This is a genomic window from Streptomyces sp. WMMB303 (assembly GCF_029351045.1).
Taxonomy (GTDB): Bacteria; Actinomycetota; Actinomycetes; order Streptomycetales; family Streptomycetaceae; genus Streptomyces.
In genome coordinates, this window is record NZ_JARKIN010000001.1 from 4463152 (window position 1) to 4477591 (window position 14440).

A 14440-nucleotide genomic window follows, 5' to 3' on the forward strand; every position below is an offset into this window, starting at 1 on the left:
GGGAATCTCACCAGAAAGGGAACTCCATGCCCACCACCTACGAGCCCGCCGAGGTACCCGGCTGGCCGGCCTACGCCTTCGTCGTGCAGGCCGACGGCCGCGTGACCGTCTCCGGTCCGCTCCTGCCGGGGTCCGAACACCCCACTCGGGCGTCGGCCGTGGACGTGGTGGCCGGAGCGGCCGCGGGGCTCGGACGGCCGGTGCGGGCCCAGGCCACCGAACGGGACGGCACCGTGTGGCACCTGGTGATCTCACCGGACGGAGCGGTCGGCGAGCTGTCCGTCGGCGCCCGGCAGGGCAAGGCGTCCAAGAAGCGCGCCGCGCCCTCTCGCGCCCGCCGTCCGGACCCCGGTCAGGCGCAGCCGGCACCGGAGTCGGCCGGCGCCGCGCCCGACGCGGGAGCGACCACCCCCGAAGCCCTCTCCGAGGCCGTCGCCCGCCTGGACGCGTACGCGGCGGCGGGCCGCGCGGACGAGGCCGAGACCCTGGCCGCCCAGCTCGACGAGCACGCCGCGAACGCGCTCGGCCTGTCCCACCCCGAAGCGCTGCTGGTACGGGAGACGCGGGCACGGATCACCCGCCAGGCCGGAGACGCCGTCGGCGGAGTGCTGCTGTACCGGGACGTCGCCGAACGCTGGCACTACCGGGGTGACCACGAGCAGGCCGAGGCGGTCGCGGACCGCGCCCAGGCGCTGTGGCTGGAGATCGCCGACCTGGCGACGGCGGTCGCGGCCGGGGTCTCGGTGGTGCGCATGCGCAACCAGATCCCCGGGGAGGGAGGCGGCGCGTTCGCGGCCGCGGTGGAGCACCAGGCACGGCTCGAAGCCGCCCGGGACGCGGCCGCGGGCGCCGCCGCACCGCGCCGCGCGGCGGCGCGGTAGCGGGGAGTTCGCAGTCGGCCCGGCCCCGGTGCGGACATCGGTACCGCGGGGCGGTACCGAGGAGCGGTGGGCGTTCAGGCCGGGGCGGGTCTGCCGACGCGGGACCGAGGTGGTGGCGGGCTCGGCGCCCGGGGCGTCGGCGTGCGAGACTCTCGCCCGGGCCGGAGGGCCGAAGTGCCGTTGCTCCCCGAGTCCGCGAACCGCACCGCCCCCCGAGGAAGCGACCACATGAGCGAGACCGACCGGCGTGAACGCTATGCGACAGCGCTGTACCGCACCCTCGGGTACAGCGCCGAGCGGCACCCGTGGGCGGGTCTTTCCGCGGCGCGGCGCGCGGTCTGGTACACCCGGGCCGAGGCCGCCATGGCCGTCGCGGACGAGGAGATCGCGGAAGCGCTGCGCACCGCGGACTGAGCCGCAGCAGCGCCGCGGCGCAGGCCACCGCCCGGCGGGCCGCGCGGCCCGCCGAACCCCCGCGCCGGTGGAGAGGCGCGCGGAGGCACACGTGGCTCAACGCGGGCGGATGCGTGGGCGGAGCCGGAGCCCGCGGCGCGACGGCCGTGCTCCGCCGGGCCTGAGCGCCTACCGCAGGGCGCCGCTGATCACCCACAGGTGCCCGAAGGGGTCGCGCACCCGGCCCTGTCGCTTGCCGTAGGGGCGGTTCTCGACGGGGATCACCAGTTCACCCCCCAGCCGCACCATACGATCCGCCGTGGCGTCCGGATCGGGCACGTGGACCGTGAGGAGGACGGGTGAACCTCCCAGCGAAGCGGGATCGTGCCATCCCCAGTCCGGAACGCTCTGCGCCAGCGCGAGGGTCGTGGACCCCACGGTGAGTTCGGCGTGGTGCACGACACCGTCGTCACCGGCCACCCGGGTGGTCAGGACGGCGCCCAGGGCCTCGGTGCAGAAGTCGATCGCCGCGTCCGCGTCGGACACGAGCAGCTTGGGCATCAGTTCGTCGGTCATGCCTCGATGATCACGGAGAGGTGAGCCGGCGGCCTTGTAGATTCCGGCCCTCTTCCGCGAGCCACCCGGTCGGAGTCGTCCGCATGAGGTCCTTGAAGTCACGGACGAGGTGGCTCTGGTCGTGGTGGCCGCTCTCGGCGGCGACCCGCGCCCAGGAGTCGGCTCCGGCACGGGCCCGGTCGAGGGCCGCGGCCAGCCGCGCGACCCGGGCGGCGAATTTCGGGCCGATGCCGAGCGCACCGTGCATCACCTGCCGCAGCCGGCGCGGACTGAGGTGGACCTGTCGGGCCAGTTCGTCGACGGAGATCCGCCCCTCGCAGGCCTCGATGATCCACAGGGCCGCGTGCGCTTCCCGGCATACCTCGAGCCGGTACGCCCGGTCCAGCTGCCGGAGGAGACGCTCGCGCATGAGGGCCTCCCGCCGGGCGGCGGGCCGGGCCGCGAGTTCCTCACCCAGCCGGTGCGCCCACGGCAGCAGCACGTCGGCCCCCACCCCGCCCGCGTCCATCTCACGGGGCGGCACCGACGTCAGCCGGTGCAGGGCCGAGGGTGCCAGGTCCACGTACACCGTCGGCTGGTGGGGCCGCAGCACGAGCTCCGGGGTGCCGGCGCCGGGCCGCATCAGTCCGGCGACGACCGCCTGCAACTGCCGGACCTGCCCGTCGTACCGCACCTCCATCGGGGCGCCCAGGCTGACGACGAGCCGTCCACGCAGCGCGGGCAGGGCCCGGTGCAGGCGGGGAGGACCCACGTGCTCGCTCGCGGCGACCACACCGATCCCCGCCTCGCGAGCGGCCTGACGCAGTTCCACTCCCCCATTGTCGCACCGCACGGCGGAACCGGACCGGACCGACGGGCGCACCGGGGGCCCGGCAGCCGTCGGCCCGCCGTGCCCTGCGGGCGCGACGGGCCGACGGGGACGTCAGCTCCGGTGGCGGGTCAGCCCGCGGACCGGAAGGCCTTTCCGCCGGCGTTCGCGGTGGGGCCGTTGTAGAGACCGGTCGGGCTGGTCTCGGTGTTGAGGGCGAACCAGGCGTACCGCTTCACGAAGTCCAGTTTCTCCAGCTTTTCGGTGGAGGACTTGATGAAGGCGGTCTGCTGCTGTTCGTTCGGGTAGCGGGGAGTGCCCTGGGTGAAGTCGATGAGTGCGTACTCGGTCACCCAGACGGGCTTCTTGTACCGGTCGTGGACGCGCTTGACGTAGTCGGCCAACTGGTCGGCCGCGGCGGGCCCGAAGTCGGAGCCGTACCAGTGCACGGGGATGAAGTCGACCCGCAGCCCGCGCTTCTCGGCCCCCTTCATGAACCGGTCCAGCCAGCCGCCCGCCTTGTCGGCTCCGGTGGCGACGGCCGGGGCCCCCATCCGCAGGCCGGTCTTCTGCAGCCGGGGCCACAGATCCAGTGCCTGCTCGGGTGTCATATTGGCCTGCGAGGCCGAGTCGGGCTCGTTGAAGGCCAGCAGGTTCCTGCCCTCCTTCGCGGCGCTGTTCAGCTCGGCGTCGGTGACCGATCCGGGGCCCCAGATAGTCGGGACGAATTCGGCACCCTCGGGCTTGTCGACCCCCGCGCTGGAGGAGGCCCAGTTGTGGTACCAGTGGGCGCCGGAGTCCTTGAGCGCCTGGGAGGCGCCGCCGACGGGGTTGAGCGCCACGCCCTTGCCCTTTCCGGGGGCGGCGTCGTCGTGCCGGGGCTGGTCCTTGTCGCCCGGGCGCTGAGGGGCGGTGCGGGGCTTCTCGGTGCCGCCCCGGCCGTGGAAGGTGACGGTCAGGCCCTTGCAGTGGCTGCACTGGCGCACGACCTGGTTACCGCTCTCCGTGTCGTGCTTGGACCATGCGTAGGCGGTGGGGCACTGCTTGGTGAGCGCCTCGCTGTAGGCGGTCTTCGCGTCGCGGTTCGGGTTGACGCACACCAGCGGCTTGCCCGACTTCCCGTCCTTGGTGAGGTTCTCGGGCGGGCAGTGGGACAGCAGGTCGGTGGGGCAGCCCACCGCGGCGCACTCCCCACCGTTCTCGGGCGGGGTCACCCCGTCGGGGGTGATGGTGACCGCCGCCGAGACGGCGTTGACGTAGCTGACGTTGTACCAGGGTGCCGAGGAGTCGGCCGGATCGAAGTTGAACTCGGCCAGGCTGGTGGGCTGTTCACCCGTGGTGCAGTGGTCGGCGTAGGGCCCGCAGTCGCCCACGGCGCAGTGGAAGGTACTGCCCTCCTCGCCGCTGCAGCCCTGGCGGGCGAAGAACTTGCCGCGCCAGTGACCGGCCGAGGAGTGCTCGGGGATGGTGACGGTGGCGGACTGCCCGGGGTCCAGGACCGGCAGCCCGATGAGCGGCTGGGAGCCGTCGGCGTTGACCCCGGCTCCGACCCAGATGCGTTCCGCTGTCCGGTTCCGCAGGGTGACGGTGTGTTCCGAGCCGGACGCCGACGCTCCGGTGATGCGGTCCTTGCCTTCGGAAGGGCCGCGCAGCTCCGCTGCGGTGACGGCCGACACACCGGCGACGACCAGCAACAGGGCGAGTAGAAGGGGTTTGAACGATCGCAGTGATCGCAGTGATGTCAGTGGTCTCGCGCGCACAACACGCCTCTCGGGTCACCTCTCGGGTCAATTCGTCTGCGTACGCACGACGGATGCGCGCAGCGGACGGTTCACCGGCGGTCCGCAGCCGCCCGGGCGTCCGCGGTCGCCACCCGGCCCAGCGAACGGTCGAGTGCGGTCAGCAGGAGGTGGAGCGCACCGGCGCCGAGCATCACCCAGCCGAGCCGGTGCATGCCCGCGGTGTCGGCGCGCTGCCCGAAGGACGCGGCGGCCGCGGAGGAGGCGACCATCGAACCGATGTAGGCGAAGGTACGCAGCAGCCCGGCCGAGGACGCGGTGCGCTCGGGGTCGGCCTGGAAGTAGACGGAGTTCTGCAGGGCGAGGTTGTTCAGCCCCTGCGGGACGCCGAAGATCAGGGCTACCAGCACCAGCGTCCACAGTGCGCTCCGCCCGGTGAGCGTCAGCAGCACCGCACTGGCGGCGAGCTGCCCCAGCGCACCGACCACCAGCTTCCCCCGGACCCCGGCACGCCGTCCCGCGACGACGGCCACACCGATCGCCAGCAGGAACATGGGCATCTGCACCAGCCCGGCGTGGAAGGGCGTCAGTCCGTAGCCCTCCTCCGTCCACTGGCTGAAGCCGTAGAGAAAGGAGTAGGAGACCGTGTAGGCCAGCAGCGCCCGCCCGAACGTGGCCAGCAGCGGGGTGTTCCCGCCGAGCACCCGCAGGTCGATGAAGGGAACGGCGGTGCGCAACTCCCGTACTGCGAAGCCGGCCCCTGCCAAGGCGGCGATGACCAGCAGATACCAGTCGCGCAGGTGCAGGTTCATCAGGAACAGCAGCAGGGAGGTGAGCGTCGCGGCGAACAGGGCCATGCCGGGGAGGTCCAGCCGGGTGGCCGGACGCTCGCGGGGCGGGGTTCCGCTGTCCGCCCCGGGCCCGTTCTTTCCCGCCCCGGGCCGCGGCTCGCCCGTTGCGGACCGGGTTCGGGCCGGTTCCGTGGGCCGCGGCAGTCGGCGCAGGCCCAGCAGCACCGCCGCGACGGACAGCGGCACGTTCAGCGCGAAGGTGGCGCGCCAGCCGCCCGCCGCGATCAGCAGACCGCCCAGCAGCGGGCCCACGACGGCGACGGTCTGATTGGCGACCGCCAGTGCTGTCAGCACCCCGCGGGGGCTGTCCCGGCCGGTGCGTTCCGCCTCGCTGCGCACCAGGGCCATCGCGGAGGGATAGCCCGCGCAGGTGCCGAAACCGAGCAGGACCCGGGCACCGATCAGCACCCCCAGGTTCGGTGCCGCGGTGCCGACCACGCCGGCGACCCCGACCAGAGCAGTGCTGAGGAGGAAGAGCCGGCGCGGGCCGAAGAGGTCGATGAGCCGCCCCACGACCGGCTGCCCGAGCGCGGTGGCCAGGTAGAGGCCGGAGACCAGCCACGCCGTCTGCGAGGGAGGCGCGCCCAGCGCCGCGCCGATGGGCACGAGCGCGATGGAGATGATCGTCGAATTGACCGGGTTCAGAACCGAGCCCAGCAGCATCGGCGCCAGCAGCCGCCGGTCGAATCCCGGCCTGTCCGCCTGCCTCATCGCATCCGTTCCCGCCCTGGTCGTGGGTCGGCCGCTCCGGTCGCCCCTGGCCGCGAGCACGGCGCGGCACTCCTCTTCCGTGCGTCTGCCCCTTCACGGCGAGTTCACAGCGAGCGCGACGGCCACCGCCGCCATCGGCCGGTCCGCGCGGCTTCGGTCGGCGGCGAGGGTGTCGTCCTCCTCGCTCGGCAACCGGGCGGCACGTCGCCCGCCCCCGGGCGACGTCCTCGACACCGGTACGGTCTGCCGGACCGCGCCCCTCCGGGGCAACGGCTCCCCTCAGGGAGACCGCGTCGGATCGCGCCCGGGATTCTCTCGCTTCACTGTACATCTTTGTCGTTTCTTTAAAGCCATGGATTCAATCATCGCTTCTACTGGACCCCTGGACGGGCCTACGACGGCGGCCCACCGAAGATGTTGCGCGAAATTCCCAGATGCGGCAAATCGCGACATCTGAGCAAGCAGAGGAGGTTCCTGAATGGCCATGGACAACAAGACCCCGGATACATCAGTATCCGCCGGGGACGACAGTCGGCTGAAACGTGAATTCGGCACCGTGGGCCTGCTGTTCACCGCAGTCGGCTCCATCATCGGTTCCGGGTGGCTCTTCGGCGCACTCGATGCCGCTCAGATGGCCGGACCCGCCGCCGTACTCTCCTGGGCCATCGGCGCCGTGATGTTCATTTTCATCGGCATGACCTATTCCGAACTGGGCACGATGTTCCCGCACTCGGGGGGCGTGGCCCGCTACCCGCACTACTCGTTCGGCTCCTTCACCAGCTTCTCGATGGGCTGGGTCACCTGGATCGCGGCGGCGGCGGTGGCGCCTGTGGAGGTGCTGGCAGTCGTCCAGTACTCCACGAACTGGCTCTCCTGGCTCCAGCGGCTCGACGAGAACAACGAGGCCGTTCTGACCCCGGCGGGAACGGGTGTCTCCGTGCTGCTGATGGCAATTTTCGTGGCCGTCAACTTCTTCGGAGTCCGTTGGTTCGCCCGAATAAACAACGTACTGGTGTGGTGGAAGCTGGCCATCATTCTGCTGGTGATAGCGGTGTTCTTCGCGCTGGGCTTCACCACCGACCACTTCAGCATGGGCGGAGAGGTGGGCGGCTTCGCGCCCTACGGGGCACAAGGCGTCTTCTCGGCGGTGGCGAGCGCCGGTATCGCCTTCTCCTTCTTCGGATTCCGCCAGGGCGTCGAGCTCGCGGGCGAGACGGACAACCCGAAACGGAACGTCCCGCTCACCATGATCGGCTCCGTCGTCCTGTGCGGCATCATCTACGTCCTGCTGCAGATCGCTTTCATCGGCGCAGTGCCCACCAGCGCCATCAAGGCCGAAGGCTGGCAAGCGGTCGGCGCCCACTTCAGCTCGCACGGCGACGTCCTGGCCACCTTCGGCCCGCTCGCCGCCATCGCAGGCATTCTCGGCGCCGTCTGGCTGGCGGGGCTGCTCTATGCCGACGCCATCATCTCCCCAGGTGACACCGGGCTGATCTATGCCGGTGTCACCGCCCGCATCTCCTACGCCATGGGACGCAACGGCAACGCGCCGGCCGGCCTGGCGAAGGTGAACGCCACCGGGGTGCCCTGGGTCAGCCTGATTCTCGCGTTCGTGGTGGGCTGCTTCTTCTTCCTGCCGTTTCCGGGCTGGAGCCAACTGGTGGAATTCGTGACCAACAGCACCGTGCTCTCCTTCGGCTGCGGGCCTCTGGTGCTGCTGGCGATGCGCAAGCAGCTGCCCGAGCAGACCCGTCCGTTCAGTCTGGGCAAGCTGGGTCCGGTGGTGTCCTTCGTCGCCCTGTGGTCCACCAATCTGATCGTCTACTGGACCGGGTGGGACACCAACTGGAAGCTGTTCCTCGCCATCGGACTGGGCTATGTCCTGATGGCGGTGCACCACGCCACCACGAAGCAGCGCACACCCGCCCTCGACTTCCGGTACGGCTGGTGGGTGCTGGTGTGGTTCGCCGGACTGGCTCTCGTCAGCTACCTCGGCGACTTCCCGAAGGAGTCGGAGGACGCGGGGAACCTCGGCGTGCTGGGCCTCGGCCTCGGAGCCGCCGCCACCTTCGTCCTCAGCGGCCTGGTGGTCTGGCTGGCCCTGCGGTCGACGCTGCCCGCGGCCAGGGTCCGCGAGATCCTCGCGGAGCAGGACCCGCAGGACGCCTGAGCCCCCCACTCGTCCCGACCCCGCCGAGCGGGCGGTGCGGGCGCCCTCCACACGCCCGCACCGCCCGCTCGGCCGTCGTACGCGGAAGCGACGAGGTACGGGTCAGGCAGCCGCGAAGCGGTCCGGGTCGGCGGCGGCCCAGTCGGCGGCCCAGTCCTCCGGCGGGTCCTTGAGCAACTGGCCGGGGGCGAGCCACTCGTGCAGGTGCGCGGCGGAGCGGATGGTGACGGGGTCCAGGCGACGGCACAGCATGTGCGGCCCGAGATCGCTCACCGAACTCGCGCCCATGGCGGCCATGATCCGCAGGGCGCTGCGGACGGTGGCGTCCTGGAAGCGGTGCACGCGCGCCGACTTGTCGGTGACGTCGAGCGCCCGGGCCCGCCGCTGGTCCTGGGTGGCGACGCCGCTGGGGCAGGCGTTCGTGTGGCAGTTCATGGCCTGGATGCACCCGACGGCGAACATCATGCTGCGGGCCGCGTTGGTGTAGTCGGCGCCCTGGATCAGCCGCTTGACGATGTCGGCGCCGGTGGCCACCTTGCCGCTCGCGCCGATGCGGATCCCCTCCCGCAGTCCGGAGCCGACCAGCGCGTTGTGCACCGTCATCAGCCCCTCGGACAGCGGAAGCCCCATGTGGTCGCAGAACTCCAGCGGCGCGGCGCCCGTCCCACCCTCGGCGCCGTCGACGACGATGAAGTCGGGCGCGGTCCCCTCCGCGAGCATGGCCTTGCACAGGGCCAGCACATCGCGCCGGCTGCCGACACACAGCTTGGCACCGACCGGCTTGCCGCCGGCCAGCTCTCGCATCCCGGCGAGGAACCGCACCAGCTCGCGTGGCGTGGAGAACACCCGGTGGTAGGGCGGCGAGATCACCGTCCGGCCCTCCGGCACCCCGCGCACCCGCGCGATCTCCGCGTTGACCTTTCCGCCGGGGAGCACACCGCCGATCCCCGGCTTGGCCCCCTGGGAGAGTTTCAGCTCCACGCACTTGACCTGGTCGAGCGCGGCCTTCTCGGCGAACTGGTCCGGGTCGAAGTCGCCGTCCTCCGTGCGGCAGCCGAAGTACCCGGTGCCGATCTCCCACACCAGGTCGCCGCCGTGCCGCAGGTGGTAGTCGGATATGCCGCCCTCGCCGGTGTCGTGCGCGAAGCCGCCCAGCGCAGCGCCCTGGTTGAGGGCGAGGACGGCGTTGGCGGAGAGCGATCCGAAGCTCATCGCCGACACGTTGAGCAGCGCCATGTCGTAGGGCCGCGTGCACTCCGGACCGCCGACGCGCGCGGTCGGCGGCGTCTCGGGGACCGGCACCGGGCCCAGGGAGGGGGTCAGGAACTCGTAGCCCGTGGCGTAGAGGTCCCGCTCGCTGCCGAAGGGCTCCTCGGCGGCGGTGCCCTTCGCCCTCTGGTAGACGAGGTCGCGGGTGTCGCGGTCGTAGGGGCGACCGTCGTGGTTCCGCTCGATGAAGTACTGCTGCAGCTCCGGACGGATGCTCTCCAGCAGGTACCGCAGATGTCCCAGCACCGGGTAGTTGCGCAGCACCGCGTGCCTGCGCTGGAGGAGGTCGTACACACCGATCACGGCGGGCACGAGAAGCAACGCGGCGGGCAGCCACCACCACGGGGACTGCACGGACAGGGCGGCGGCCAGGACAGCCGCGAGCGCGAGAGCTGCGACGCTGAGAATTCTGATCACTGTGGAGACGGTCCCTGATCGGCGGCGAGGCGGCTGGTGCGGCGGCCGAGGCGCACCACGGGTGTCCTCGCCCCGGACCGCACGGCGCCGGGTGCCGACGTGATCACGCTCGCCGCCTCCTCCGTACGGCGGATATGGCGTGTGCGTCGGTCCGTGTGCCCTGCACGCAGAAGTTCACGCCTCCGAGACGGCCGGGGAGTCCCCGCCCCGGCCGGAGCCCCGGCCCGCGGCCGCCCGGCCGCGGAACAGCCTGCCGCTCAGCGACCGGGCAACCGCAGCGCCAGGGCAAGGGTGTCGTCCGGGTGCAGCACGACGGTGTGCATGTCCTCGGCGATCGCCTCGGGGATCTCCTCGATGGGGCGCCACCGGTGCCGGGCCGCGGAGTCGACCAGCCGGGCCTCGCCCTCCAGGGGGTCCTTGCGGCTCTCGGTCAGCCCGTCGGTGTACAGCACCAGCAGATCGCCGGGGGCGAGACGGATACGCAGCACATCCTCGCTGCCCGGCAGCGGGAAACCCACCCCGCGTCCGGCCACCTGGAGGTAGGAGGAAGTGCCGTCCTCGCGTACGACCAGAGCCGGTGGGTGGCTGCCGTTGGCGAGCAGCACCTCCCCGCGGTCGGGGTCCACCCGGGCGAGCAGGACGGTCGCCAGCAACTGGGCGTCGATACTGGCCAGGATCTCGCTCGCCCGCTCGACGATGGTCCCCGGCGGATGGCCCTCCAGCGCGAGCGTCCGCACGGTCTGGGTGACGTTCAGGGCGGCTCCGGTGCTGCGGACCCCGTGCCCCAGCGCGTCGACCACGGTGATGTGCACCGTGCCGTCGGGCAGCCGGAACCAGTCGTACAGGTCGCCGCCGGTGGGGGCGTCGGTGTCAGCCGGGGCGTAGTGCACGGCCAGCTCCAGACCGGGCACGCTGAGCGGTGCAGGGCGCAGCGCGTCCTCCAGCTCGCGCAGCATCTGGCCGTGGGCGCGGCGCAACTGCTCGTCGCGCTCCTCGAGCTGGACGTAGAGGGCCAGGACCCCGCTGTTGGTCTCCGCCAACTCCGCTTTCAGCAGGCGGTGCTCGGCCTCCACGGCGTCGCAGCGGTCCAGTACCGCGCGCAGTTCCTCGTGCACCACCTCGCATTCGGGGGCCGCCCCGCCGTCCGGAGGAGGCACGGCACCGTTCCCGGACGCGCGGGGCGGAAGGTGCCATTCCGCGGCACCGTCCGCGCCGGCCGTCGCGGGCAGGGGCAGTCCGTCGAGCTCGCGCCGGCCGGTCTGGCAGGCGGTGCCCACAGGCGCCAGGACGCACGCGAGGGTTGCGCCGCTTTCGGACGCCTCCCCCGCGCCCTCCCGCACGAGGCTGACCCGGACACCGCGGCCCTCGGCGAGCGCGTCCCGTGCCACGGCGGTGACGGACACCACCAGCCGGGCACGCAGTTCGGCCGGGAGACCGTGGGTCCGGGCGAGGCGGCGCACGGCCCGCCGCACCCCGCCCACTGTGGTCAGCTGCCCGCTCTCCTGTCTCGGCTGGTTCATCGCAGTCCTGTCAGTGCCAGTGCGGTGGCGTCGTCCCGGTGCCGACGGTGCCGGTGTGCCAGAGCCGCGGGCAGCAGCGGCGCCGGCAGTCCCGACAGGAACCGGGAGGGGTCGTGCGCCCAGCGGGCCTGTATACCGTCGGTGTGCACCACCGCCATCCGGTCGGGCGCCAGCGGCTCGGTGCGGACATGCGGGGTGGGGAGATTCCACCCGACGATCCCCGGGCGGCTCTCCATCCGCCGCGGGGTGCGGTCGTGGTGGAGCACGCAGACGCGCACGTTGCCGACCCCGCAGAAGTGCAGCCGGCCCGGTTCGAGGCGCACCAGACCGACGGCGGCGCCGCGGGTGTGCCGCAGAGCCCGGTGCATCTGCGTCATGAGCTCCGGGAGGGCGCTCTCCGGCGCCTCCCGCGCGATGCGCAGCGCCACGCGGGTGGCGCGGGCCGCGGCCTCGCCGTGCCCCAGACCGTCGACCACGGCGGCCGTCACCTGCCCGGCGGTGGCGTGCAGGGACCATCCGTCCCCACAGTGCTCCTCGCCCTCGGCGGGCAGGCAGATCGCGCCCGCGCGGTGGCCGGGCAACCCGTCCGGGCCGGACGGTTCGGCAGACCCTCCGGCCGGGGAGCCGCCGCCGCGGGGCGTCAACCGGGCGGAGGCGACGGTGCCGTCCGGCACCCGGGTGCGGATCACAAAGGCGTCCGCGAGCCGGCTGACCGCGCCCAGGCCGGTGCCGAGCGTGTTCGTGGTCGTGTAGCCGTCGGCCAGGCAGCGCTGCAACTCGCCCATGCCCGGCCCGCGGTCGACGGCCAGCACCTCGAATCCCTCGCCCAGCGGGAGGGGCTGGAGGTAGACGACGCCGTCACCCGCGTGCTTGTCCAGATTGCTGGCCAGTTCGCTGGCGACAGCGGCCGCCTGGTCCGGCAGCGAGCCGTCCAGCCCGCACCGCCGTGCCGTACGCCGGGCCACGTCGGCGGCGAGATGGACAGCGCTGTGGTGATCGATGCGCACCTGCGCCGTCGGCACGGCCCCGGACTCGCCTCCGCTCACCACTCGCTCCACCGTACGGCGGTGACGCTGGCTCCGCTGCCCGGTTCCGAGCGCACCTCGAACTCGTGCATGAGCCGCCGCGCACCGCCCAGACCGTGGCCCAGCCCCGCCCCGGTGGTGTACCCGTCGGCCAGGGCACTGGACAGGTCGTCGATCCCGGGACCCTCGTCCCGCACCGTCAGGCGTACCCCACGCCGGGTGCCGTGGTGCAGCAGCTCGATGGTCAGCGCACCCCCGCCGCCGTGCACATAGGCGTTGCGGGCCAACTCGCTGGCGGCGGTGACGACCCGCGTCTGGTCGACGAGGCTGAACCCGGCCCGCACCGTGGCCGCGCGCACCGCGTGCCGCACCAGCAGCAGGTCCTCGTCCGTGCGCACCGGATGGGTGGCGGTGTCGGCACCCTCCGCCGCACCGGGCGAGCCGCCGGCAGGCTCCGGCGCCCGCTCCCGGGGTTCCGCACGCCGACTCGGGATCGCCGCACCGGCGGCCCCCTCGCGCGCGGGGGCTTCCCGACCGGCGGCCGACCGCTCGCCGTCGGCGCCGCCGAAAGTCCTCACGTCGGCGGCTCCTGCATGCCGGAGGGCGAGTGGCGCCAGCCGAGGGCCGTCATGCCGTGCTCGGCGTTCAACGCCGTCTCCACGCCCTTCAGTTCGATGCCCAGCTCCACCAGGGTGATGGCCACGGCCGGCCGCATGCCCGCCACGACCACACGGGCTCCCAGCAGTTGCGCCATCGTCGAGAGTTCCATCAGCGCACGCGCAACGAAAGAGTCGATGATCTCCACGCGTGAGATGTCGATCAGCACGCCGCGCGCCCGGTCGGAGACGATGCGGTCGGTCAGTTCCTCGGCCAGCGCGAGAGCCGAGGAGTCGTCGAGTTCGTTGAGCAGGCCGGTGACCAGCGTGTCGCCCAGCCGCAGAATCGGTACCGGTCCTCCTCTCACGGCGCCGCCCGCACCTCCGGCGCCCCGGGCGCCGAAAGCGGCCCCGAGACGGTCCCGGACCCGTCCTCCCCCGTCAGCCGTACCGCGGTGGCCAGCGCGTCCGCCAGATTGGCGCGGGTGAGGATGTCCGAGAGGTCGATGCCCAGTTGGACGATGGTCTGGGCGATGGCGGGCCGGATCCCGCTGATGACGCAGTCGGCGCCCATCATCCGTACCGCCTGCACGGTCTGCATCAGATGCTGGGCGACGGAGGTGTCCACCGTCGGCACCCCGGTGATGTCGATGATGGCGACCGTCGCCTCGTGCTGCTGGATGGCCTCCAGCAGCGTCTCCATCACCACCTGGCTGCGCGCGGTGTCCAGGGTGCCGACCAGCGGCACGGCCAGGACGTGCCGCCACAGCCGGACCACCGGAGTGGAGACCTCCAGCAATTGGCGGCTCTGCCTGCGGATGATCTCCTCGCGGCCCTCGACGTAGGTCTCGAAGCACAGCACCCCGGCGGCGTCCAGCAGCCGGTTGAGCAGCAGGGCCGCCGCCAGCATGTCGTCGGCCGCGAGCGACTCCTGCTGCGCCGCCTCCAGCAACACGTCCTTCAGCGCCAGCACGGACAGCGAGATGGCGGTCGGCGAGGAACCCGCACGCGCCCGCCGCATCGACATGTCGCCCACCGCTTCACGCAGCTCCTGATGGGAGGCGACGACCCAGTCCGTGGCCAGCTCACTCGCCATCGCCTGGCGCAGCGCGGTGACCAGCGCGTCCGCCTCCTCGTGCAGGTCCTCCTGGGCCAGCCCCTCACTCAGCGAAACCCGCTCCACCTGCTGCCGCACCCAGCGGTCGGCGATCTCGTCGCCCCGCCGCACCAGCACCTCGCACAGGCGCTCGCGCAGGGCGGACTCGGTGACACTCATCAACGGACCCCTTCACTACACATTTGACTGTCGTACCCACCCGGGCACCGCACACCCACCGGAGCCCTCGCGGGATCCCGGACGCACAGAGCGGCACCGGGCGCGGAAACGGCACCAGGGGAACGGGGGAGGTACTCGCGCGCATCAGCCCGACGGGCGCCGGCCCGGACCGGTTCTGTACCTGTCCTCGGCGGCCTCGGGCGCTCTT

Annotated in this window: 13 protein-coding genes; 3 read left to right on the forward strand and 10 right to left on the reverse strand. The window is 72.4% G+C overall.

The annotated features are described in order from the left end of the window. The first annotated feature begins 26 nt into the window (after nucleotides 1-26). Together P2424_RS19835 and P2424_RS19840 are read left to right on the forward strand one after the other, a co-directional pair. Entirely contained in the window at nucleotides 27-881 is an 855-nt protein-coding gene (locus P2424_RS19835; protein ID WP_276477096.1) for a hypothetical protein, read from the forward strand. A 228-nt stretch (nucleotides 882-1109) separates the two neighbouring features. Further along, entirely contained in the window at nucleotides 1110-1295 is a 186-nt protein-coding gene (locus tag P2424_RS19840) for a hypothetical protein (protein ID WP_075000164.1), read from the forward strand. Nucleotides 1296-1463: 168 nt separating this feature from the next. Here the strand turns inward: P2424_RS19840 and P2424_RS19845 are convergent, their stop codons facing one another. The 4 genes from P2424_RS19845 to P2424_RS19860 form a co-directional block, all read right to left on the reverse strand. Further along, a complete protein-coding gene (locus tag P2424_RS19845) occupies nucleotides 1464-1850 on the reverse strand; it encodes a VOC family protein (RefSeq protein WP_276477097.1) in 387 nt (128 codons plus the stop codon). Between the two features lie 10 nt (nucleotides 1851-1860). Continuing rightward, nucleotides 1861-2661, reverse strand: a complete 801-nt coding sequence (locus tag P2424_RS19850; RefSeq protein WP_276477098.1) for a helix-turn-helix domain-containing protein — start codon at nucleotides 2659-2661, stop codon at nucleotides 1861-1863. A 128-nt stretch (nucleotides 2662-2789) separates the two neighbouring features. Further along, nucleotides 2790-4352, reverse strand: coding sequence for a glycosyl hydrolase (locus tag P2424_RS19855; protein ID WP_276477099.1), 1563 nt, complete (start codon nucleotides 4350-4352; stop codon nucleotides 2790-2792). A 137-nt stretch (nucleotides 4353-4489) separates the two neighbouring features. Continuing rightward, nucleotides 4490-5959: an MFS transporter gene (locus tag P2424_RS19860; RefSeq protein ID WP_276477100.1), complete on the reverse strand. Its 1470-nt coding sequence runs from the start codon at nucleotides 5957-5959 to the stop codon at nucleotides 4490-4492. A 478-nt stretch (nucleotides 5960-6437) separates the two neighbouring features. Here P2424_RS19860 and P2424_RS19865 point away from each other — a divergent pair, with 478 nt between their 5' ends. Beyond that, entirely contained in the window at nucleotides 6438-8129 is a 1692-nt protein-coding gene (locus P2424_RS19865) for an APC family permease (RefSeq protein WP_276477101.1), read from the forward strand. Nucleotides 8130-8231: 102 nt separating this feature from the next. On the opposite strand, the gene P2424_RS19870 is transcribed toward P2424_RS19865, so the two are convergent. From P2424_RS19870 to P2424_RS19895, 6 genes are all read right to left on the reverse strand, one after another. Then, nucleotides 8232-9758: an FMN-binding glutamate synthase family protein gene (locus P2424_RS19870; protein WP_276479038.1), complete on the reverse strand. Its 1527-nt coding sequence runs from the start codon at nucleotides 9756-9758 to the stop codon at nucleotides 8232-8234. 314 nt (nucleotides 9759-10072) lie between these two features. Beyond that, a complete protein-coding gene (locus P2424_RS19875) occupies nucleotides 10073-11335 on the reverse strand; it encodes a PP2C family protein-serine/threonine phosphatase (RefSeq protein ID WP_276477102.1) in 1263 nt (420 codons plus the stop codon). Further along, nucleotides 11332-12381 carry a SpoIIE family protein phosphatase gene (locus P2424_RS19880; protein ID WP_276477103.1) on the reverse strand — a complete coding sequence of 350 codons (1050 nt, stop codon included), beginning with the start codon at nucleotides 12379-12381 and terminating at the stop codon, nucleotides 11332-11334. Before P2424_RS19880 ends, P2424_RS19875 begins: the two co-directional genes overlap by 4 nt. After that, nucleotides 12378-12938, reverse strand: coding sequence for an ATP-binding protein (locus P2424_RS19885; protein WP_346660106.1), 561 nt, complete (start codon nucleotides 12936-12938; stop codon nucleotides 12378-12380). Before P2424_RS19885 ends, P2424_RS19880 begins: the two co-directional genes overlap by 4 nt. Beyond that, nucleotides 12935-13324 (reverse strand): STAS domain-containing protein, encoded by a 390-nt coding sequence (locus P2424_RS19890; protein WP_276477104.1) that lies wholly within the window; start codon nucleotides 13322-13324, stop codon nucleotides 12935-12937. Before P2424_RS19890 ends, P2424_RS19885 begins: the two co-directional genes overlap by 4 nt. Further along, the gene (locus P2424_RS19895; RefSeq protein ID WP_276477105.1) at nucleotides 13321-14232 is read right to left on the reverse strand and encodes an STAS domain-containing protein; all 912 of its coding nucleotides are present in this window, start codon (nucleotides 14230-14232) and stop codon (nucleotides 13321-13323) included. Before P2424_RS19895 ends, P2424_RS19890 begins: the two co-directional genes overlap by 4 nt. Nucleotides 14233-14440: the final 208 nt, after the last annotated feature.

Coding starts and splice junctions, on each gene's coding strand:
- P2424_RS19835 (WP_276477096.1), top strand. CDS start 27: ATGCCCACCACCTACGAGCCCGCCGAGGTACCCGGCTGGCCGGCCTAC.
- P2424_RS19840 (WP_075000164.1), top strand. CDS start 1,110: ATGAGCGAGACCGACCGGCGTGAACGCTATGCGACAGCGCTGTACCGC.
- P2424_RS19845 (WP_276477097.1), bottom strand. CDS start 1,850: ATGACCGACGAACTGATGCCCAAGCTGCTCGTGTCCGACGCGGACGCG.
- P2424_RS19860 (WP_276477100.1), bottom strand. CDS start 5,959: ATGAGGCAGGCGGACAGGCCGGGATTCGACCGGCGGCTGCTGGCGCCG.
- P2424_RS19865 (WP_276477101.1), top strand. CDS start 6,438: ATGGCCATGGACAACAAGACCCCGGATACATCAGTATCCGCCGGGGAC.
- P2424_RS19875 (WP_276477102.1), bottom strand. CDS start 11,335: ATGAACCAGCCGAGACAGGAGAGCGGGCAGCTGACCACAGTGGGCGGG.
- P2424_RS19895 (WP_276477105.1), bottom strand. CDS start 14,232: ATGAGTGTCACCGAGTCCGCCCTGCGCGAGCGCCTGTGCGAGGTGCTG.